The sequence below is a fragment of the Variovorax sp. V15 genome (assembly GCF_041154425.1).
In the GTDB taxonomy this organism is placed as follows: domain Bacteria; phylum Pseudomonadota; class Gammaproteobacteria; order Burkholderiales; family Burkholderiaceae_C; genus Variovorax; species Variovorax guangxiensis.
This window is the reverse complement of record NZ_AP028659.1, coordinates 2,397,277-2,417,988: the sequence shown is the minus strand read 5'-3', so window position 1 is coordinate 2,417,988 and position 20,712 is coordinate 2,397,277. Positions and strand designations below refer to the sequence as shown.

The window sequence follows — 20,712 nt, the reverse complement described above, 5'->3', positions numbered from 1 at the left end:
GTTTGCAGATAAGACAAACCGCCTAATTGAAATTCAATTGATAAGAATATTGTTTGCAAATTGAGCGGCATGCTCACCTCCCTGATGCATATTTTCACAATTATTCTAAGTGTTGATTTATCGCAAGAACCAATGCGAAAAATAGACGGTTCTTCGAATCAGCATAAAGTTCGCGATCCATGGCTGCCGGTGTCCGCAGTCACGCTGGTGAGATTCGAATGAATTACGGCGCCCTCCGAACCGGCCACCGGCCAATTGAGGCCGCGCCCGGCCTGCAAGCACATTCCGGGCAAGGGATCTGATTCGTGATTGGCGGTCTGGTCGAAATACTCGAAACCAGTCCGAAATTGCGCTATTCCTCGTGCTCGCCATTGGCTATGCAGTGGGCCAGATCCGCTTCGGCCCCATTCAGCTCGGCGGCATCTGCGGCACATTGATTGCCGCCCTCGTCGTCGGCGCCGCAGGGAGGCGCTGTACCGTGAACTCGGCCGCCGCCGGAAGTGGACCCCGATTCGGTCAGCCGCATCGCCGAGGAAAAACCGGCATCGTGCTGCTGCCGGGCGGGTGTCGCTGGCGAATCTCGACGAATACGACTACGCGAACACCGGGCGATCGCTGCGGAAGCTGGCTTCGGAGTACTTTGCGATGTTCGAGAAGGAGAACGGCAAGGGTGCCGTGAAGGCGGACCGGCAGGAAGAAATAGGAGAAAACGGCCTCCCCGCATCACTCACTGATCGCGGGAAGGCCGGAGCCTCTGCTCAGGCCGGCTTGCGTGCCGTGAGCCACTGGGCAGGGGTCAGCGCTGCTGCCACGACGCGGACTTCGCCGATGTTGCCGAAGAAGCCATCGGCGCGCGCGCCGTCCCACGAGCCGCCGCCCACGACCCATGGCGAGGTGGCCGAAAGCGTGGCAAGGCCCGGAATGGCGGACGCATTGCGCAGCACCGGGGCTCCTTCCACGTACATGGTGGTGTCGTGCGACACGGGATCGTTCACGATCGCGATGTGCACCCAGCGGTCGGCGATGACCTCGCCCGACCAGTTGGCCTTGGGCGACCGGGTACCGGCAGGGCTCGGAGTTACTTCCCATTGCACTTCGCGCAAGCTCGATATGGCGAACAGCATCGGAGGCGATTCGGGGTCTCCGCCCGAATAGCCGGCCAGGTCGCCGCGCTTGCCGTCGCGCGTCATGATGTTCATCCACGCCTGATTGGCGCTGGTCCAGCTCTTGTCGATCTTGATGAATGCTTCGATGGTGTAGCCGTTCTCCAGCGTCTGCGCGTTGATCGGCGCCGCAGCATCGGTAAGGAAATAGCTCAGGCGCGGCGTGTTCTTGTTGGTATTCAGGAAACGTACCGACCCCGGCGCGGCCGAGAGGTAGTGACGGTCGTCCGTCCACACGATGTCGCCATCTGTCGCACCGACGACGCCCCCCTGATTCAGCGCATCGCGGTGCAGCGGATTGCTGCCCGCGACGTCGGCGATGACCGTGCCCGGCAGCACTGGCTGGTTGGCCGTGCCGCCGAAGAAGCGCCAGTGCGCCAGCGTGTTCGCGACCTTGGGGTAGTCGTCCGAATTCGTGGCCGGCCGCTGCACGAGCGTCGCCGGTTCCTTGTAGTTCGCAAGGATCATCGCGCGGGCCTTGTCCACCAGCGAGCCTTCGATGGTGGCGCTGCCGGCACCGAAGCTCTTGTTGAAGCCTGAGAAGCGCTGGGCGAAATCCATGTCGATGGTGAAGGCCTCGTTGGCAGTGGTGAGCACCGCCTGGTCGAAGCTGTTGAGCGTGGCCGCCGGCTTCTGCGGAACCCACGGCGAGAACGACAGCACCTTGATCATCTTGTTGGTCAGGTCGAACTCGTACAGGCGCATGAGGCCGTTGCCGCCCTGGTAGGCCATCTGGTAGTCGACCACCATCTCCTCGACCTTGCGGCCGAAGTCGTTGATCTTCGTGAGGTGCGCGGCGCCATGGTGGTGGCCGTTGAGCGTCATGAAGATCTGGTCGTTGTCGCGGATCAGCTTCTCCCACAGCATCTTGCCGTAGTCGGTTTCGAGCGGGCTCGTGCCATCGGGCGCGATGTTGAGCAACTGGTGGTTCACCAGGATCACCGGCAGCGTCGGGTTCTTCCTGATCACCTGGCGGGCCCATGCAATGCCGGCATCGGAAATGCGCCACGACAGCGACAGCACCATGAACTTCTGGCCCTGGGCTTCGAACACGTGGTACTCGTGGAAGCCGCTGGTGTCGCGCTCGCCGAAGGTGGCCTGCTTCTTCGCGCGCTCGGTGCCGAACCACTGGATGTAGGGTTCGTTGGCAGGGGTGCGGTCCTTGTCGGTGCCGCCGACTGAATCGACGCTGTAGTCGACGTCCCTCAGCACGTCGTGGTTGCCGGCCAGCACGCTGTAGGGCAGCTTCGCATCTTCAAGGATCTTCATGGCGGCATCGGCAACCTTCCACTGGTCGGGCTTGCCGACCTGGTCGACCACGTCGCCGAGGTGGATGGTGAAAGGTATGTTCAGTCCCTTGGCGTTGTCGGCGATCCACTTCGTCTGCGCTGCGAAAGGAGCGCTGCCGAAGCGCTTGTTGTACTGGTCGCTTTCGGCCGCCGTGGCATAGCGCGCATAGAACTGCGTGTCGGGCATCACAGCGATCGAGAAGCTCGAGATCTTGGCGGCTGCCGCGGGCGGAGCGGGCGTTGCCGCCGGCGCGGGTGCCGGTGCAGGCGTCGAAGCCGGGAATGGACCGAGAGCCGGCCCGTCGCTTCCACCGCCGCCGCATGCCGCGAGCAAGGCGCCGCTGCTGCCGACCGTCAGAAGCGAAGCCCCGAGCTTCAGCACCTGGCGGCGCGGCGGCGTGTTGCTGTCGTTGTTCTGTTCGGAGGCGTTCGATGCGCCAGGAGCAAGGAGACGCGGCGTGCGTGCGCCGCGCGAGTCGTCTGAAACGGACATGAGAAATCAGGAGAAAAGATTACGGAGCGCGCAGCGTAAAAATCCGCGGTGACGTGGGCATGTAAGGCCCATGACACTTTGTCGGGAGATCAGGAGGTCCTGACCGCGCGCTCCATCCGATCCAACTTCATCACCCGCCACGCACACACACTGCCAAGCACCGCCAGCAAGGCCGCAGCTGTAAACATCGTGCGATATCCAAACGCCTGCGCGACAGCACCACCGAGCAGAACACCCAGCACGCCACCGAAGCCATAGCCGATAACCGTGAACAGCGCCTGCCCTCGCCCGCGCAGATGGCCGGGGAATCGGCGCGAGACCACCGCGATGCAGGTCGTGTGGTGCGCCGCGAAGCTCAGCGCGTGAAGCCACTGCGCCACGACGAGCGCCGCGATCCAACCGCCCAGGCCCGCAGTCAACCCGAGCCGCGCGACGGCCGCGATGCCGCACACCAGCATCCAGCGCGGCATCGGCATCAGGCCGATGAGCCTGCCCTGCAGGAAGAACCACACGATCTCCGCCACCACCGACAGCGCCCACAGCAGGCCGATGGTGCTCTTTCCGTAGCCGATCGAATCGAGGTACAGCGAGAAGAACGCGTACACCGAGAAGTGCGACATCACCTGGAAGAAGAGCGACGCGAAGAACCACTGCACCGAGCGGTTGCGCAGCACAGGTCCGATGGGCTCCTTCACCGTGCCGTGCGCGGCCGGAGGCTCGCGCACGTCGGGCAGCTTCATCGTCGCGATCAGCACGATGGCCAAGGTGCCCGCCGCCCATGCCGGAAAGTGCTTCATGCCGAAGCGGTCGAACCACTCCCCCGCCACGAACACCGTGAGCAGGAAACCGGCCGAGCCGCACAGCCGGATGCGGCCGTAGCGCCCCCAGTCGCCGGCCACCAGTTGCGCCATAGCGGCCTCGGTGAGCGACATCATCGAACTGGTGTGGGTGAACATCACGAGCAGCACCAGCGCGAGCCACCATGCGCCGCCGTGCCACCAGAGACCGAAGGAACTGGCCAGCGCCACCGCCGCACTGAAGCGCAGCAGCTTCACGCGCTGCCCGGTGTGGTCGCTGAGCGCGCCCCATGCATAGGGCGCGAACACGCGCGTGATCGACTGCACCGAAGCCAGCAGGCTGATGGTGAAGATCGGCAGCCCCAGGTCCTTCAGCCAGAGCGGCAGGTAGGGGTTGAAAAAACCGATGTGCGCGAAATAGCTGGCCGACAGACCAGCGAATGCCAGCAGGTGGCCGCGCCTGGCGGCGGCCACTGGTGGCGGCTCGGACACTAGAGGAAGGACGCCTGCGGCGACGCGGCTTCTGTCTTGCTGCCCTGGGGCCCCTGTGGCACATCACCGCACTGCGCGCGGTTGCGCAGCACGTGCTCGATCACCACCAGCGCCAGCATCGCCTCGGCGATGGGCGTGGCGCGGATGCCCACGCACGGGTCGTGACGCCCCTTGGTGACGACCTCGACCGGGTTGTTGTGGATGTCGATGGACTGGCGCGGGCTGATGATCGAGCTGGTGGGCTTGATCGCGATGCTCACTTCGAGGTCCTGCCCCGAGCTGATGCCGCCGAGGATGCCGCCCGCGTTGTTGGTGACGAAGCCCGTGGGCGTGATCGAGTCGCCGTGCGTGGTGCCGCGCTGGGTGACGCTGTCGAAGCCGGCGCCGATTTCCACCGCCTTCACCGCGTTGATGCCCATCATCGCATAGGCGATCTCGGCGTCGAGCTTGTCGAAGAGCGGCTCGCCCAGGCCCACCGGGACGTTCGAGGCGGTCACGCGGATGCGCGCGCCGCACGAATCGCCGGCCTTGCGCAGGCGGTCCATGTAGTCCTCCAGCGCGCTCACGTCGGCGATGGGGGCGAAGAAGGGGTTGTTGGGTACGTGGTCCCAGCTCTCGAAGGGAATGGCGATCTCGCCGATCTGCGTCATGCAGCCGCGGAACACCATGCCGTACTTCTCGGCCAGCCATTTCTTGGCGACCGCGCCGGCCGCGACCATGGGCGCGGTCAGCCGTGCCGAGGAACGCCCGCCGCCGCGAGGATCGCGGATGCCGTACTTCTTCCAGTAGGTGAAGTCGGCGTGGCCCGGGCGGAACTGCTGGGCGATCTGGCCATAGTCCTTGCTGCGCTGGTCAGTGTTCTGGATCAGCAGCGCGATGGGGGTGCCGGTGGTCTTGCCTTCGTACACGCCCGAGAGGATCTGCACGGCGTCGGGCTCGTTGCGCTGGGTGACGTGGCGGCTGGTGCCGGGGCGGCGGCGGTCCAGGTCGCCCTGGATGTCAGCTTCGCTGAGTTCCATGCCCGGGGGGCATCCGTCGATGACGCAGCCGATGGCCGGGCCATGCGACTCGCCGAAATTGGTGACCGCGAAAAGAGTTCCGAAGGTGTTGCCGCTCATGGCGGGGATTATCCCGCCAAAGCGCTTCCCTCTCAGTCGGTCGTGCTTTCGAGCCGTTTGGACAGGGCCGCCACCTGCAGCTCGATGGCGAAGAGCCGCTCGTTCAGCACCGCCGTCTGGAGCCTGATCGCCTCGATGAGGGCCTTGGTCTGCGGGTCGGTGGCCTTGTCGCCCAGTTCGGCCAGGTCGTGCAGCTTCTTGCGCAGTTCGTTGCTCATGGAAGGGGCTCCGGTGGTCGCGTCGTGGAAGCCCCAGTATGGGGTTTCATCAGCGCTCCGGCAATGCGGCGGCACTCGGGGAATCCACGGGGAGCGCCTGCCCGGCGCCACCCGCCCCGCGCAGCCGGATCGCCACCAGCCCGGCCACGAACAGCAGCACCGCCGCACAGACGCCGGCCGTGAGCCGCATACCGCGCATCAGGGCATCGCGGCCCGCGTCGAGCAGTTCAACGCCCGCACTGCCGCCGATCTGCCCGGCCAGCGCAACGGCGCCGCCCAGCGTGCTGCGGGCGGCCTCGACCTCCGAAACGCCCGCCAGACCCGCGGGCACGGCATCGGCCATGGTGCCGCGGTAGATCGCGGCGCCGATGGCTCCCAGGATCGCGATCCCCAGCGCCCCGCCGAATTCGGAGCTGGTCTCGGAGATCGCAGAGGCCACGCCCGCGCGCTCCGCCGGAGCACTGCCCACCACCAGGTCGGTTGCCAGCGTGAACACCGGCGCCAGCCCGAGCGAGGAGACGACCGCGCTACACACCATCCAGGCCAGCCCGCCCTGCGCGGGCAGCACGGCCAGCATGCCGAAGCCCAGCGCCGCCACCGCCAGCCCGCCGCCCATCACGAAGGCCGGGCGCATGCGCCGCACCAGCGCCGGAACGACCATGGAGCCGACGATGAAAGCGCCCGCCCCCGGCATGCTCCAGAGGCCGGCATGCAGGGGCGAAAGACCAAGCACCAGCTGCAGGTACTGGGCGTTGTAGAGGAAGATGCCGAACATCACGAAGCAGGCCAGCATGTAGGCGCCGAGCGAGACGGTGAAGGCCGGCAGGCGGAACAGGCCCAGGTCGATCATCGGGTCGGCCAGCCGCTGCTGCCGGCGCACGAACACCCATCCCAGGGCCAGGCCCAGCGCGATAGACAGCGCAGGCACCACGTCCGGCCCATGCTCGGCGATCTGCTTGACGCCGTAGATCACCGGCAGCACCGCGCCCAGCGAGAGCGCCACGCTGGCAAGGTCGAGCCGGGCCGCGTCGGGGTCGCGGTATTCGGGCAGCAGCAAGGGCCCGAGCACCAGCAGCAGCACCATCACCGGCACGCCGATCAGGAACACCGAGCCCCACGGGAAGAACTGCAGCAGCACGCCGCCGAGCACCGGGCCGATGACGGCGCCGGCCGAGTAGCTCGAGATCCATACGCCGATGGCGACGGTGCGCTGCCCCGGGTCGAGGAACATGTTGCGGATCAGCGAGAGCGTGGACGGCGCCAGCGTCGCGCCCGCCACGCCGAGCAGCGCCCGCGTGGCGATGAGCATGCTGGCGCTGGTCGAGAACGCCGCAAGCACCGAGGCGACGCCGAACGCCGCCGCGCCGATCAGCAGCAGGCGCCGCCGGCCGATGCGGTCGCCCAGCGTGCCCATGGTGACCAGCAGCCCGGCCACGAAGAAGCCGTAGATGTCGACGATCCACAGCAGCTGCGAGGCCGTGGGCTTGAGCTCTTCGCTGATCGATGGGATCGCGAGGTTCAGCACCGTGAGATCCATCGAATAGAGCATGCAGGGCAGCGCTATGACGGCGAGGCCGGTCCACTCGCGCATCGTGGCGCGGGCCGGCGGCGGGGTGTTCTTCATTCGTTACGTGGCGAAAGGTCTCAGGCGGCGAGGTTCAGCCAAGCCTCCAGCTTGACGAGCGCACCGGTCCAGCCATGGTTGTGGGCGTCGCGCGCGGCTTCGTCGAAGAACTGTTCGTGCAGCAGCACCAGCTCGCAGCCCTCGGCATCAGGCTCGATGCGCAGCGTGACGCGCGACTCTCGCTCCGGCGTACTGCGCCAGGCCCAGCTGAAGACCAGCTTGCGGTTCGGAACAACCTCGAGATACGTGCCGCTCACGTCGTGCGTTTCGCCGTCATTGGCGAGCATGGCAACCCGGAAGCGGCCGCCCACGCGCAGGTCGACCTCGGCGATCGGCACGGCGACGATTTCCTCGGGGCCGAACCAGAGCTTCAGCGCTTGCGGGTCGGTCCACGCGCGCCAGACCTTGTCGGGCGAGACCCGGAAGTGCCGCCTGAGGGTGAGCGAGGGGCGCTCTGCGCCGCCGGCGGAAGGGTTCTCCATTCGGTCTCCTCCTGGTGATAGAGAAAGCGCGCCAGTGCATCGAGACGCCCGGTCCAGAACTTCTCGTAGCGAGACAACCACACGGCGGCCTCCTGCATGGGCCGGGGCGAGAGTTCGCAGCGCACGATGCGGCCCTCCTTCGTGCGGGAGATCAGGCCGGCGTCTTCCAGCACGCGCAGGTGCTTCATGAAACCGGTGAGGGACATGTCGTGCGGCTCGGCCAGTTCGGTCACGCTGAGGCTGCGTTCGCCAAGGGCTTCGAGCACGGCGCGCCGCGTGGAATCGGAGAGCGCGGCGAAGACTGCGTCGAGCGCATCGCTGTCGGGTCGGGTTGCTGACTGAACCATGCGGTTGAGTATCTGGAAGGCCCCCGGTGCCGTCAAGCCACTTCACGTCATGCGACGATGCGTAGCGATCAAGCCCATCCAGCACCGACAGAGGAAGCCCCAATGACCGAACTGCGCCAGCCCTATCCCCCCATCGCGCCCTACGAAAGCGGCATGCTCGACGTGGGCGACGGCCACCAGATCTATTACGAGCGCTGCGGCACTCCCGGGGCCAAGCCGGCGGTGTTCCTGCATGGCGGTCCTGGCGGCGGCATCTCGCCGGAGCACCGGCGCCTGTTCGATCCGGCACGCTACGACCTGACGCTGTTCGATCAGCGCGGCTGCGGCCGCTCGCTGCCGCACGCCGGCCTGGAGGCCAACACGACCTGGCACCTTGTCGCCGACATCGAGCGCCTGCGCGAACGCGCCGGCGTCGACAAGTGGCTGGTGTTCGGCGGCTCATGGGGTTCGACGCTCGCCCTCGCCTACGCCCAGAAGCATCCCGAGCACGTGAGCGAACTGGTGCTGCGCGGCATCTACACCGTGACCCGCTCGGAGCTCCAGTGGTACTACCAGTTCGGCGTGTCGGAAATGTTCCCCGACAAGTGGGAGAAGTTCCAGGCGCCCATTCCCGAAGCCGAGCGCGACGACATGATCGGAGCCTACCGCAAGCGGCTCACCGGCGACGACCCGGTGGCACGCATCGAGGCGGCGCGCGCCTGGAGCGTGTGGGAGGCCGAGACCATCACCCTGCTGCCCAGCCCGGCGATTGCCGCGGCACATGGCGAAGATCATTTCGCGCTCGCCTTCGCGCGGCTGGAAAACCACTACTTCGTGCACGACGCCTGGCTGGAACAAGGCCAGCTGCTGCGCGAGGCGCACCGGCTGCACGGCATCCCCGGCGTGATCGTGCACGGCCGGTACGACATGCCCTGCCCCGCGCGCTATGCCTGGGCGCTGCACAAGGCCTGGCCGGAGGCGGAATTCCACCTGATCGAGGGCGCGGGGCACGCCTATTCGGAGCCCGGCATCCTCGACCGGCTGCTGCGCGCAACCGACGGCTTCGCAAGCCGCTGAATCGCGCGCGGCGGGTCCGTCCCGGGAACGCTTTATGCGTGTTGCACCGCAACACCCACCACCTGCGAAGGAGCGCCCCATGCTGGACCGTACCGCCACCCAGTTCTCCCATGTGAAGCCCGGCGACACCGAATTCGTATCGGGTGGTTTGCGTGACTTCTTCCTCTATCGCGACCTGGGCGTGGCGGAGGCCACCAACGGCAAGGTGATCGCGCATCTGGTCAAGGCCAACATGGCACCGGAAACGGGCACCGGCTGGCACCGCCATGAGGCGGACTTCCAGATCGTGATCATGGTCAAGGGCTGGGCCCGCTTCATGTACGAAGACAAGGAAACGCTGGTCGAGGCCGGCGACGTGGTGCACCAGCGCCCGGGCATCCGCCACTTCCTGTTCGACTACTCGCCCGACATGGAATACCTGGAAATCGTCTCGCCGGCGGACTTCAAGAGCGTCGATGTGGAGCCGGTGTGCGAGGTGCCGGCGCCGACGCCCTGGAAGTAGCAGCTTCGCGCTCCACGACCCGCCACTTTCCGCACAGCCCCTAAACTCCCTCGGCTCACCAGACTGATAACAACCGAGGAGAGAGAACTTGCGTATTCAAACCGCCCGCCTGTCGGCCGGCGTGCTGCTCGCGTGCGCCGCTTTCGTGGCGCAGACCAGCCAAGCCGCATCGCCGACTACCACCCCGTCCGCTCCATCGACTCAGGCATCGACGGCCAGTTCGCTGGAAGCCGAACAGGACGCCGCGTTCAAGGCCGCCAAGGCCGTGCAGAAGGTCGGCCCCGTCGACATCACCCTGCGCGACCAGGCCCATCTGCACCTGCCCGCGGGCTACGTGTGGGTGCCGACGCCGGCCGCCGCGCAGCTCATGCGCAGCATGGGCAACCGCACCGACGACACCTTCATCGGCGCGATCTTCCCCGCCGACGACGCCGACTGGATGGCGGTGGTGAAGTTCGTGAAGGAGGGCTACATCAAGGACGACGACGCCAAGGACTGGAACGCCGACGACCTCCTCAAGAGCCTGAAGGAAGGCACCGAGGCCGCGAACGAGGAACGCGCCAAGCGCGGTATTCCTTCGATCGAGGTCACGGGCTGGGCGCAGAAGCCGCAGTACGACGTCGCCTCGCACCGCCTCGTGTGGTCGGCCCTGTCGAAGCGCAAGGGCGGCACCGACGGCAACCAGGGCGTCAACTACAACACCTACGCGCTGGGCCGCGAGGGCTACCTGAGCCTGAACCTCATCACCAACGCGAAGGACCTGGACAAGTACAAGCCCGACGCGAGCAAGCTCCTCGGCGCGATCCAGTACGACGACGGCAAGAAGTACGCCGACTTCAACTCGTCCACGGACAAGGTCGCCGCCTACGGCCTGGCCGCGCTGGTGGCCGGCGCGGCGGTGAAGAAGCTGGGCCTGTTCGCGATCATCGCGGCCTTCCTCGCCAAGTTCGCGAAGCTGGCGGTGGTGGCCGGCGGCGCGGCGCTCTGGGGCATCGCGAAGCTGTTCAAGCGCAACGGCTGACGGCCGTGGCGTTCAGCTTCTCTTGAACCTGGGCGCTCGCTTCTCCACGAAGGCGGCCACGCCCTCGCGCGCATCGGCGCTGGCTGCACGCTCGCGCAGCAGCCTGTGCTCCAGCGCAAGGTGCTGCTCGAAGGGCCCGCCGGGCGCGCCGGCGCAGAGCTGCTTGATGCCGGCGAAAGATTCGCCCGCACCATGCGCGAGCCGGGCCACCAACGCTTCGGCGGCGGCCGCGAGTTCGTCGTCCGGATGCAGCGCATCGACCGCGCCCCACGCAAGGCAGCGCTGGCTGTCGATGGAGTCGCTGAGCATCAGCAGCTGCTGTGCACGCACCGGCCCCACACGGCGCGCAAGGAAGTACGACGCGCCCGCATCCGGCGAAAGCCCGATGGCCGCATAGCCCGTACGCAGCTTCATCGATTCCGCGGCGAGCACGAAGTCGCCGCACAGCGCCAGCCCCACGCCCGCGCCGCCGACGGATCCGTTCACCGCGACGACCAGCGGCGCGGGGTTGTTCGACAGTCGCAGCAGCGCCGGGTGCAACCGGTCCAGGATCTCGTCGACCAGCGAAGGCAGCGCTTCGCCCGCCGCCACGAACTCGTCGATGTCTCCACCGGCGCAGAACACGCGGCCTTCTCCGGTCAGCAGGATCACGCGCGGCTTGCCCGACAGCACTTCGTCGATGGCCCGCACCAGCGCGTGGCCGCTGCGAACCCCGATCGCGTTGGCGCGCTCCGGCCGCTTCAGCACGATGCGGCCGATGCCCTCCTCCACACCCCAGGCGATGCCCTCGGCGGTCTGCATGCTCAGATGCCTGTCAGGCCGCCGCTGCACATCAGCGTCTGGCCGCTCACATAGTCCGACTCGGGCGCGCACAGGAGGTACACGGCGCCGGCCGCCTCCTCGGGCGTGCCGCCGCGTCCCAGCGGAATCGACTGCTCCATCATCGCCAGCAGCCCCGGGTTGATGCCGACCTTGATCTCTCGGCCCTCGATGTTCGCGGTGGACGCCTCGGCGGTGCTGGCCGTCAGCCGCGTCTGGATGAAGCCGAAGGCCACGCAATTGACCGTCACGTTCATGCGGCCCCACTCCTTGGCCAGCGTCTGCGTGAGTCCGACGATGCCCGCCTTGCCCGCCGCGTAGTTCGCCTGCCCCGCATTGCCGAACAGCCCCGCCACCGACGAGATGTTGACCACCTTGCGCACCACGCGCCGGCCCGCCTCGGTCTCGGCCTTCGACAGCGCGCGGATCACCGGCTGCGCCGCGCGCAGGATGCGGAACGGCGCGGTCAGGTGCACGTCGATCATGGCGTACCACTGCTCGTCGGTCATCTTCTGCACCACGCTGTCCCATGTGTAGCCGGCGTTGTTGACGATGATGTCGAGCCCCTTGAACTCGCTCACCGCCGTGCCGACGAAGCGCTCCGCGAAATCGGGCGCGGCCACGCTGCCGGTGCATGCCACCGCCTGGCCGCCGGCCGCACGTATTTCCTGCACTGTTTCTTCCGCCGGCTGTGCGTCGAGATCGTTGACGACGATGCGCGCGCCTTCCGACGCGAGCTTGAGCGCGATGGCCCGGCCGATGCCGCGGCCCGAACCGGTGATGAGGGCGACCTTGCCGTCGAGCTTGGGTGTCATGTCTGCGTTCTTTCCTTGTCGTGTTGATTCAGCGCAGCGCGATGAGCGCCTCGCCGGCGATGCGCGTCTGCCCGTATTGATTGGCGCTGTGCACTTCCACGCGCACGCAACGCTCGCCTTCGTGCTCCAGCTTCTCGACCACACGGCCGCCGCAGCGCACCGCGTGCCCCAGGTGCGTGATGCCCTGGAAGCGCACGTCGAAGCGGCGCAGCTGCGACTGCGGCGCCCACTGCGTGAGCAGCCTGCCCAGCCAGGCCATGCCCAGCATGCCCTGCGCGAACACGTCGGGCATGCCGGACTTGCGCGCGAAGTCGGTGTCGATGTGGATGGGGTTGTGGTCGCCGGACGCGCCCGCGAACAGTGCGAGGGTGGTGCGGTTCACGGGCGGCAGCTGCAGCGCGGGCAGCTCGTCGCCGACGTTCACGGCGTCGTAGGTCGGTTCGGTCATCGGTGCGGGCTCCTTCGTCAATGGCGGCAGACGATCACCGAGCGCAGCTCGGCCACCAGCTCGTCGCGCTGATTGGTGGCGCGCGATGTCTTGACGACGAATTCGAGCGCGCCGTTCTTCTTGTCGTAGATGTCGGTGATGGTGGAACGCACCGTCACGGTGTCGCCCACGCAGGCCGGCCGGTGGTAGCTGAAGCCCTGCTCGCCGTGCAGCAGCTTCGACAGCGGAATGCCCAGGCCGGCCAGCAGCCGGTCGGAGGCGCCCGAGTCCAGCTCGGCCGCGAACAGGAAGGTCGGCGGCGCGGGCAGGTCGGGGTAGCCGGCGTCGCGCGCGGCGGCGGCATCGGTGTAGACGGGGTCGGTCTCGCCGATGGCCTTGGCGAAGAACTGCAGCCGGCTTCGCTCGATGGGCAGCACCGATGCTGGCAGTTCGTGGCCGATCCACTTCCTATCGATCATCTGGCAGCCCTTCTCTCAGACGCGCTCGTAGAGCGTGACCACGCAGGCGCCGCCCAGCCCCAGGTTGTGCTGCAGCGCGAGCCGCGCGCCCTCCACCTGCCGCTTTTCTGCCGTGCCGCGAAGCTGCTGGACCAGCTCCGTGCACTGCGCCAGCCCCGTCGCGCCCAGCGGGTGTCCCTTCGACAGCAGCCCGCCCGACGGGTTGGTGACGACCTTGCCGCCATAGGTGTTGTCGCCGTCCACCACGAACTTCTCCGCGCCGCCCACCGGGCACAGGCCCAGCGCCTCGTAGCTCAGCAGCTCGTTGTGCGCGAAGCAGTCGTGCAGTTCGACCACGTCGACGTCCTGCGGCCCGACGCCGGCCGCGTCGTACACCTTCTGCGCGGCCTCCTGCGCCATGCTGAAGCCGACCACCTCGCGCATGTCGCGGCTCTCGAAGGTGATGGGGCGGTCGGTGGTCATGGCCTGTGCCTTGATGCGCACGCTGCGGTCCAGCCCATGGCGTTCGGCGAAACGGGGAGAACAGACGATGGCCGCCGCCGCACCGCAGGTGGGCGGGCAGGCCATCAGGCGCGTCATCACGCCGGGCCACATGACGGGCGCGGCCATCACCTCTTCTTCGGTGACGACGGTGCGGAATAGCGCCACTGGGTTGTTCGCCGCGTGGCGGCTGGCCTTGGCGCGGATCTTCGCGAAGGTCGACATCTGCGTGCCGTACTGCTGCATGTGCGCCAGCCCGGCGCCGCCGAAGTAGCGCAGCGCGAGCGGCACCTGCTCGTTGCCGACCAGCTCGTCGGTGATGTTCTCGAAGTGGTCGAAGGGGCTGGGCCGGTCGTTGAACACCGCGCCGAGCGCGCCGGGGCTCATGTGCTCGAAGCCCAGCGCCAGCACGCAGTCGGCCGCGCCGCTGGCCACCGCCTGGCGCGCGAGGAACAAAGCCGTCGAGCCGGTCGAGCAGTTGTTGTTGACGTTGACGACCGGAATGCCCGTCATGCCCACTTCGTAGAGAGCGCGCTGGCCGGCGGTGGAGTCGCCGTACACGTAGCCCACGTAGGCTTGCTGCACGAGCTCGTAGCCGATGCCGGCGTCCCTCAGAGCAGTGTTCGTGGCCTGTGCGGCCATCTGGGGATAGGGCTGGTTCGCGCCCGGCTTGGTGAACGGGATCATGCCGACTCCGACCACGTGAACGTCTTGACTCATGAAAGGCTCCTTGTCTGGAAGTTCGAAAAGAAAGGTAGGGCGGGCTCAGGCCACGCTGCGCTGCCGGCCCTGCCAGAAGGGCTCGCGCAGCTTGGTCTTGAGCACCTTGCCTGCGCCCGAGAGCGGCAGCGCATCGACGACGGCCACGCTGCGCGGGCACTTGTAGCCGGCGATCAGCGTCTTGCAGTGGGCGATCAGCTCCTCGGGCTGCACGCCCTGCCCCGGCTTGAGCACCAGCACGGCATGCACCGCCTCGCCCCACTCCTCGCTGGGGATGCCGATGACGGCGCAGGCAGCCACCGCGGGATGCTGGTTGATGGCGTTCTCGACCTCGGCCGAGTAGACGTTCTCGCCGCCGCTGATGATCATGTCCTTCATGCGGTCGACCACGAAGATGAAGCCGTCGTCGTCCATGTAGGCGCCGTCGCCGGTGTGCATCCAGCCGTCGCGCAGCGCGGCCGCCGTCTGCTCCGGCTTGTTCCAGTAGCCCTGCATCACGTTGGGCCCGCGCACCACCACCTCGCCGACGGTGCCGCGCGGCACCTCCTTGTCGTCGGCATCGACCACGCGCACTTCCATGCACACGCTGGCGCGGCCGGCCGAGCGCAGCTTGCCGCGCTTGCGGCCCTCCGCCGTGTGGAAGTAGGCCGGGTTGAGCGTCGCAATGGGCGAGAGTTCGGTCATGCCGTAGGCCTGCACGAAGCCCACGCCCGGGAACGCCTCCATCGCGCGGTTGAGCACCGCCTCGGAGATCGGCGAGGCGCCGTAGGTGATGTTCTTCAGGCTGCTCAGGTCGCGCGGCTGTCGCATCGCGGGGTGGTCCACCAGCATCTGGATCATGGTGGGCACCAGCAGCAGGCTGGTCACGCGGTCGCGCTCGATGGTGTCGAGCACGCCCTCGGGCGTGAACATGGGAATGATGGCGTGCGTGTTGCCCGTGAACCAGTGCGGCGTGGCCAGCCCCATGTCGGCCAGGTGGAACATGGGCGCGGCATGCAGGTAGCAGCCGTCGGCCGGTGCCAGCCCTTCCGCCTGCGCCGCGAGCGCCGAGCTGCAGATGTTGGTGTGGCTCAGCATCACGCCCTTGGGAAAGCCGGTGGTGCCGCCGGTGTAGAAGATGCCGGCCAGGTCCTCGCCGCGGCGCACGGCGTCGGGCACCGGTGCCGCCGCGTCGATCAGGCCCTCGTAGCTGTGCATGCCGGCGGGCACGGGCCCGTCGCCGCAGTAGACGACCTCGCGCAGGCTCTTCGACTGGCCGCGCATCTGCTCGACGACCGCGCGGAAGGTCTCGTCGACCAGCAGGATGCCCGAGCCCGAGTCTTCCAGCGAGTACAGGATCTCGGCGGCCGACCAGCGGATGTTGCACGGGTTGAGCACGCCGCCGCCCCAGGGCACGGCCATCTGGTATTCCAGGTAGCGGTCGGAGTTGAGCGACAGCATGGCGACGCGGTCTCCCGCCTGCATGCCCAGCCGCTGCAGCGCGCCGGCCAGGCGGGCGACGCGTTCGGCAAAGTCGCGGAATGTCCGGACACGGCCGGCGAAACGCACGGCAATGGCGTCGGGGCACTGCTGCACGGCCCGGTGAAGGCCCTGGGTCAGGTACATGGGTTTGTCTCCGTCTCGTTCTTGTGCAGACGCATGGTAGAAATCCAGCCGCCGCCCGGCGATTGCACTTCGCTTCGATCGCATGGCAGAAAAGGTCAATCGACACAGACATGCTGCAGCCGCCCGTCACCATCCCGATCGCCTTCGTCCTCGGCATGCTGTCGGGCATCCGCGCGCGGCCCGGCGAGGCGCTGGTGGACGTGGAAAAGGCGCTGGAAGACGCGGGCATCGCCCCGGCACTCCTCGACGAGGCCGCAGCCCGCGTCACGGCCGAGCAGTACGTGGCCCTCTTCGCGCTGCTGATGGAGCGCCTGGACGACGAGGCGCTGGGTTTTCTCACGCGGCGCCTGCGCTGCGGCAGCTTCGCGCTGATGACGCGCTCCACCCTGGGCGCGCGCACCTTCGAGGTGGCGCTGCGCCGCGTGGCCCGCACATTCGACCTGCTGCAGGACGACCTCTCGCTGGTGCTGCTGCACGACGGCCCCCTCGCGGGCTTCGGGCTGCGGCTGAACATCCAGCCGCCCAAGCACCAGAACTTTTTGCACGAACTGATGCTGCGGGTGTACTGGCGGCTCTTCGCCTGGCTGCACGGCGGCCGGCTGCAGGCTCGCCGCTTCGACTTCGGCTTCGAGCCGCCGCCCTATGCCGACGGCTACGCCAAGGTGTTCCCGGGCCCGCTGCAGTTCGGCCAGCCCCTGTCGGCCGTATGGTTCGACGCCAGCGCGCTCGACACGCCGGTGCACCGCGACGCGCAGGAGATCCAGGCCTTCCTGGCGGCCTCTCCGGCCAACGTGATCCTGCCCCGGCTGGCCGAGCAGGCAGTGAGCGCAAAGGTGCGCGCGGTGCTGCAGCAGCACCGCCCGGCATGGGCCGACCTCGCCACCACCGCGGGCGTGCTGCACATGTCGGTCAGCACGCTGCAGCGGCACCTGGCCACCGAGGGCACATCATTCCAGGCGCTGAAGGACCAGTTGCGGCGCGACCTCGCCATCGTGCGGCTCAACACCAGCACCGTGCCACTGGCTGCGCTGGCCGACGAGCTGGGCTTTGCCGACAGCGCGGCCTTCCAGCGGGCCTTCAAGGCATGGACCGGCGGCGCGCCGGGCTCGTACAGGCGACGCCAGCAGGCCGACTGAGTTTTCAGGACTTTCCGGAATTACAGCCATCCGCGCGACAATCCCGCGCATGGCCAACTCTTCCGATCTCCCGCCCCTCAACCGCCAGTTCGTCGCCCATTTCGGCGAGATGGGCAGCAAGTGGGGCATCAACCGCACAGTCGGGCAGATCTACGCGCTGATCTTTCTCTCGGAGCGCGCGCTCAACGCCGACGAGATCGCCGAACTGCTCGAGTTCTCGCGCTCCAACGTCAGCATGGGCCTGAAGGAACTGCAGGCATGGCGGCTGGTGCACCTGCGGCATCACCCCGGCGACCGGCGCGAATACTTCGAGGCACCTTCCGATGTGTGGGAAATCTTCCGCGTGCTGGCCGAGGAGCGCCGCCGCCGCGAGATCGAACCCACGCTCTCGATGCTGCGCAACGCGCTGCTCGAATCGCCCCGCAGCGACGCCGAACGTCACGCGCAGGAGCGCATGCGCGAGATGCACGACCTCATCGACCGGCTGATGAAATGGTTCGACGACGTGCAGCGGCTCGCGCCCGAGACCGCCATGAAGCTCATGGGCATGGGCGCGACGGTGACGAAGGTGCTGACGCTGAAAGACCGCATCACCGGCGGCGCGGCGTCGAAAAAGAAGGCTGCCGAGTAAGCCGGCCGCCCTCTTCCGGGGGGCTACAGCCGCTCCTGCCCCGATGACGGCTCGGGCGTCCCGAGCTTGGCCTTGCGGACGGCCTCGTCGTCCATCAGCTCGTACCACATGGCGTTGAGCACGGCGAATGCGGCCGCCAGCGGCAGGCCGAGAATCCAGGCGAAGTACCACATCTTCGATTCCTCCTTTGATTGGTCAGTAGGCGTGGCCGCTCTCGTCGCGGATCGCCTGTTCGTCGACCTTGCCCCACAGCACGCGGTAGACCCAGCTCGTGTAGGCCACGATCAGCGGAATGAAGACGGCCGTGACCACCAGCATGATGAACAGCGTGAGGTGGCTCGATGACGAGTCCCATACCGTGAGGCTGGCGCGCGGGTCGATGGACGATGGCAGGATGAACGGGAACATCGAGGCGCCCACGCTGAGGATGATGCCGGCGATGCCGAGCGCAGCCGCGAGCAGCGCGAACACCGGGCGGCGCAGCGCGAGCCCCAGCAGCGCACCGAGCGCGCCGACGAAGCCAGCCGCCGGAGCCGCCAGCGTCCATGGGTGCGCCGCGTAGTTGGCGGTCCACGCGCCCGCATGCAGCTCGACAGTCTTGAGCAGGGGGTTCGAAGGCCCCGTCGCGTCGATCACGCTGCTGATGCGAAAGCCGCCGATGCTCGTGGCCAGCAGCACGCCCGCCAGCGCGTAGAGCACCACGGTGAGCACGGCGGCAACCATGCCGTAGCTGCGCGCACGCTCGGCCACCGGCCCGGCGATCTTCAGCAGCAGCCACGCGGCGCCGTGCATCACCAGCATCGCCACGGACACCAGCCCGCACAGGATGGCGAACGGATTCAGCAGGCCGAAGAAGCTGCCGTCGTAGAAGATGTGCATGTCGGGGTTGAAGCGGAACGGCACGCCCTGCAGCACATTGCCCACGGCCACGCCGCAGATCAGCGCGGGCACGAAGCCGCTGAAGAACAGCACCCAGTCCCAGCGCGCGCGCCATTGCGGCGACTCGCGCTTGCTGCGGAACTTGAAGGCCACGGGCCGCAGGATCAGCGCCGTGAGGATCACGAACATCGCCAGGTAGAAGCCCGAGAAGGAAACGGCGTAGAGCTGCGGCCATGCCGCGAAGATCGCGCCGCCGCCCAGGATCAGCCAGACCTGGTTGCCCTCCCAGACCGGGCCGACGCTGTTGATGACGACGCGGCGCTCGATGTCGTTGCGCGCGGCGAAGGGCAGCAGCATGCCGCTGCCCAGGTCGAAGCCGTCGGTGACGGCGAAGCCCACCAGCAGCACGCCGATCAGCAGCCACCAGATGAAGCGCAGGGTGTCGTAGTCGAGAAGTGTGTGAAGGATCATGCTGCGCTCCCGGTGGAAGGCGTTGCGATGGCCGCGCCCGCGTGGGCCGGCGGAATGTGCGAGAGGGTGTCGCCCTCGTCGGGCGCGTGCTCGGCCTGCGGCCCCTTGCGGATGGCCTTGAGCATGAGCTTCATCTCGATGACGAGCAGCGCGGTGTAGATCGCGATGAAGCCCGCCAGCGTGAGCAGCAGCGTCTTCACGCCGAGGTTCGACACGGCCACCGCGGTCGGCAGAACGCCCTCGATCACCCACGGCTGGCGCCCGAACTCCGCCACCAGCCAGCCCGACTCGATGGCGATCCACGGCAGCGGGATCGCGAACACGGCGAGCTTCAGCAGCCAGCGGTGGCTGTCGAGCCTGCGGCGCGCGGAGAGCACGAAGAAGGTGCCGGTCAGAACGATCAGCAGCACGCCGATGCCCACCATCACGCGGAACAGCCAGAAGAGCGGCGCCACCTGCGGCACGGTGTCCCACGCGGCCTTGGCGATCTGCTCGTCGGTGGCCTGGCGCGGGTCGTCCACGTAGCGCTTGAGCAGCAGCGCGTAGCCCATGTTGATGCCGTTGTCCTCGAAGTCACCGCGCACGCCCTGCGTCACCTTGTCGGTGCCGCCGGCCTCGCGGATTTTCTGCAGCGCGTCGTAGGCCTTGATGCCTTCGCGAATGCGCACCTCCGCGCGCTTCACCAGTTCGTCGATGCCGGGCATGACGGTGTCGAGCGAACGCGTGCCGATGAGGCCCATCACGCCAGGAATGTGGATCGCGTAGTGCGTCTCGCGAGCCTCCTGGTCGGGGAAGCCGACCACGGTGAAGGCGGCGGGCGCCGGCTGCGTCTCCCACATGGCCTCGATGGCGGCCAGCTTCATCTTCTGGTGCTCGCCCGAGAGATAGCCGCTCTCGTCGCCGAGCACCGCCACGGAGAGCGCTGCGGCCAGGCCGAACGAGGCCGCGACCGTCATCGAGCGCTTGGCGAGTTCGAGGTGACGCCCCTTGAGCACGTACCACGCAGAAACGCCGAGCACGAACACCGCGGCGCACACATAGCCGGCCGACACGGTATGGACGAACTTGGCCTGCGCGACCGGGTTGGTCAGCACGGCGGCGAAGTCGGTCACTTCCATGCGCATGGTCTGCGGGTTGAAGGCCGCGCCCACGGGGTTCTGCATCCAGCCGTTGGCGATGAGGATCCACAGCGCCGAGAAATTGGAGCCGATGGCCACGGCCCAGGTGGCGATCAGGTGGCCGACCTTGGAGAGCTTGTCCCAGCCGAAGAAGAACAGGCCGACGAAGGTGGCCTCCATGAAGAAGGCCATCAGCCCCTCGATGGCCAGCGGCGCGCCGAAGATGTCGCCGACGTAGTGGCTGTAGTAGCTCCAGTTCATGCCGAACTGGAACTCCATCACGATGCCGGTGGCCACGCCCATCGCGAAGTTGATGCCGAAGAGCACGCCCCAGAACTTCGTCATGTCGCGCCAGATCACGCGGCCGGTCATGACGTAGACCGTCTCCATGATGGCGATGATGATCGAGAGTCCGAGCGTCAACGGCACGAACAGGAAGTGGTACAGCGCCGTGACGGCGAACTGCAGGCGCGATAGCGCGACGATGTCGAGGTCCATGGGGGTTCTTCCTTTGTGTTCCCTGTTTTTCG

Annotated in this window: 21 protein-coding genes and 1 pseudogene; 6 read left to right on the top strand and 16 right to left on the bottom strand. The window is 67.4% G+C overall.

Translation table 11 applies throughout. The features are described 5' to 3' along the window. Nucleotides 1–301: 301 nt before the first annotated feature. Nucleotides 302–472: pseudogene (locus tag ACAM57_RS11375) on the top strand (hypothetical protein); the annotation flags it as partial. A 286-nt stretch (nt 473–758) separates the two neighbouring features. Here the strand turns inward: ACAM57_RS11375 and ACAM57_RS11370 are convergent. The 7 genes from ACAM57_RS11370 to ACAM57_RS11340 all read right to left on the bottom strand — a co-directional run bounded on the left by ACAM57_RS11370 (nt 759) and on the right by ACAM57_RS11340 (nt 8,023). Further along, a complete protein-coding gene (locus tag ACAM57_RS11370; RefSeq protein WP_369661709.1) occupies nt 759–2,945 on the bottom strand; it encodes a LamG-like jellyroll fold domain-containing protein in 2,187 nt (728 codons plus the stop codon). Nucleotides 2,946–3,034: 89 nt separating this feature from the next. Continuing rightward, on the bottom strand, nt 3,035–4,234 hold the full coding sequence (locus ACAM57_RS11365) for an MFS transporter (RefSeq protein ID WP_184636803.1): 1,200 nt from the start codon (nt 4,232–4,234) through the stop codon (nt 3,035–3,037). Continuing rightward, nucleotides 4,234–5,352, bottom strand: a complete 1,119-nt coding sequence (gene aroC / locus ACAM57_RS11360; protein WP_369661708.1) for a chorismate synthase — start codon at nt 5,350–5,352, stop codon at nt 4,234–4,236. Before aroC ends, ACAM57_RS11365 begins: the two co-directional genes overlap by 1 nt. Before the next feature lie 32 nt (nt 5,353–5,384). Beyond that, complete coding sequence (locus ACAM57_RS11355) at nt 5,385–5,570, bottom strand: hypothetical protein (protein WP_369661707.1); 186 nt, start codon at nt 5,568–5,570, stop codon at nt 5,385–5,387. Between the two features lie 49 nt (nt 5,571–5,619). Further along, nucleotides 5,620–7,194, bottom strand: a complete 1,575-nt coding sequence (locus tag ACAM57_RS11350; RefSeq protein ID WP_369661706.1) for an MFS transporter — start codon at nt 7,192–7,194, stop codon at nt 5,620–5,622. Nucleotides 7,195–7,214: 20 nt separating this feature from the next. Further along, entirely contained in the window at nt 7,215–7,676 is a 462-nt protein-coding gene (locus tag ACAM57_RS11345) for an SRPBCC domain-containing protein (RefSeq protein WP_369661705.1), read from the bottom strand. Continuing rightward, nucleotides 7,565–8,023 (bottom strand): ArsR/SmtB family transcription factor, encoded by a 459-nt coding sequence (locus tag ACAM57_RS11340; RefSeq protein WP_369661704.1) that lies wholly within the window; start codon nt 8,021–8,023, stop codon nt 7,565–7,567. The genes ACAM57_RS11345 and ACAM57_RS11340 overlap by 112 nt, the downstream gene beginning before the upstream one ends. Nucleotides 8,024–8,125: 102 nt before the next feature. Here ACAM57_RS11340 and pip point away from each other — a divergent pair, with 102 nt between their 5' ends. The 3 genes from pip (at nt 8,126) to ACAM57_RS11325 (ending at nt 10,602) form a co-directional block, all read left to right on the top strand. Next, nucleotides 8,126–9,079, top strand: a complete 954-nt coding sequence (gene pip, locus ACAM57_RS11335; protein ID WP_369661703.1) for a prolyl aminopeptidase — start codon at nt 8,126–8,128, stop codon at nt 9,077–9,079. Between the two features lie 79 nt (nt 9,080–9,158). Beyond that, the gene (locus tag ACAM57_RS11330; protein WP_093201273.1) at nt 9,159–9,581 is read left to right on the top strand and encodes a cupin domain-containing protein; all 423 of its coding nucleotides are present in this window, start codon (nt 9,159–9,161) and stop codon (nt 9,579–9,581) included. 88 nt (nt 9,582–9,669) lie between these two features. Then, nucleotides 9,670–10,602, top strand: coding sequence for a DUF2167 domain-containing protein (locus tag ACAM57_RS11325; RefSeq protein ID WP_369661702.1), 933 nt, complete (start codon nt 9,670–9,672; stop codon nt 10,600–10,602). 12 nt (nt 10,603–10,614) lie between these two features. Here the strand turns inward: ACAM57_RS11325 and ACAM57_RS11320 are convergent, their stop codons facing one another. From ACAM57_RS11320 to ACAM57_RS11295, 6 genes are read right to left on the bottom strand one after another with little or no spacing between them, the layout of a single operon-like run. Further along, nucleotides 10,615–11,403 carry an enoyl-CoA hydratase/isomerase family protein gene (locus tag ACAM57_RS11320; protein ID WP_369661701.1) on the bottom strand — a complete coding sequence of 263 codons (789 nt, stop codon included), beginning with the start codon at nt 11,401–11,403 and terminating at the stop codon, nt 10,615–10,617. Between the two features lie 2 nt (nt 11,404–11,405). Further along, on the bottom strand, nt 11,406–12,236 hold the full coding sequence (locus ACAM57_RS11315) for an SDR family NAD(P)-dependent oxidoreductase (protein ID WP_019658647.1): 831 nt from the start codon (nt 12,234–12,236) through the stop codon (nt 11,406–11,408). Nucleotides 12,237–12,264: 28 nt separating this feature from the next. After that, complete coding sequence (locus ACAM57_RS11310; RefSeq protein ID WP_369661700.1) at nt 12,265–12,684, bottom strand: MaoC family dehydratase; 420 nt, start codon at nt 12,682–12,684, stop codon at nt 12,265–12,267. A 17-nt stretch (nt 12,685–12,701) separates the two neighbouring features. Continuing rightward, nucleotides 12,702–13,142 (bottom strand): MaoC family dehydratase N-terminal domain-containing protein, encoded by a 441-nt coding sequence (locus tag ACAM57_RS11305; RefSeq protein WP_184636781.1) that lies wholly within the window; start codon nt 13,140–13,142, stop codon nt 12,702–12,704. Nucleotides 13,143–13,157: 15 nt separating this feature from the next. Continuing rightward, a complete protein-coding gene (locus ACAM57_RS11300; protein ID WP_369661699.1) occupies nt 13,158–14,342 on the bottom strand; it encodes a lipid-transfer protein in 1,185 nt (394 codons plus the stop codon). 45 nt (nt 14,343–14,387) lie between these two features. Further along, nucleotides 14,388–15,947 (bottom strand): long-chain-fatty-acid--CoA ligase, encoded by a 1,560-nt coding sequence (locus tag ACAM57_RS11295; RefSeq protein WP_369661698.1) that lies wholly within the window; start codon nt 15,945–15,947, stop codon nt 14,388–14,390. Between the two features lie 110 nt (nt 15,948–16,057). Here ACAM57_RS11295 and ACAM57_RS11290 point away from each other — a divergent pair, with 110 nt between their 5' ends. Together ACAM57_RS11290 and ACAM57_RS11285 are read left to right on the top strand one after the other, a co-directional pair. Then, nucleotides 16,058–17,083, top strand: a complete 1,026-nt coding sequence (locus tag ACAM57_RS11290) for an AraC family transcriptional regulator (protein WP_369661697.1) — start codon at nt 16,058–16,060, stop codon at nt 17,081–17,083. Nucleotides 17,084–17,132: 49 nt separating this feature from the next. Then, on the top strand, nt 17,133–17,714 hold the full coding sequence (locus ACAM57_RS11285; protein WP_184636773.1) for a GbsR/MarR family transcriptional regulator: 582 nt from the start codon (nt 17,133–17,135) through the stop codon (nt 17,712–17,714). A 23-nt stretch (nt 17,715–17,737) separates the two neighbouring features. Here the strand turns inward: ACAM57_RS11285 and cydX are convergent, their stop codons facing one another. From cydX to ACAM57_RS11270, 3 genes are read right to left on the bottom strand one after another with little or no spacing between them, the layout of a single operon-like run. Further along, a complete protein-coding gene (gene cydX, locus ACAM57_RS11280) occupies nt 17,738–17,887 on the bottom strand; it encodes a cytochrome bd-I oxidase subunit CydX (RefSeq protein WP_093201312.1) in 150 nt (49 codons plus the stop codon). A gap of 22 nt (nt 17,888–17,909) precedes the next feature. Then, a complete protein-coding gene (gene cydB / locus ACAM57_RS11275; protein WP_369661696.1) occupies nt 17,910–19,064 on the bottom strand; it encodes a cytochrome d ubiquinol oxidase subunit II in 1,155 nt (384 codons plus the stop codon). Then, nucleotides 19,061–20,680, bottom strand: a complete 1,620-nt coding sequence (locus ACAM57_RS11270; protein WP_369661695.1) for a cytochrome ubiquinol oxidase subunit I — start codon at nt 20,678–20,680, stop codon at nt 19,061–19,063. Before ACAM57_RS11270 ends, cydB begins: the two co-directional genes overlap by 4 nt. Between the last annotated feature and the right edge of the window lie 32 nt (nt 20,681–20,712).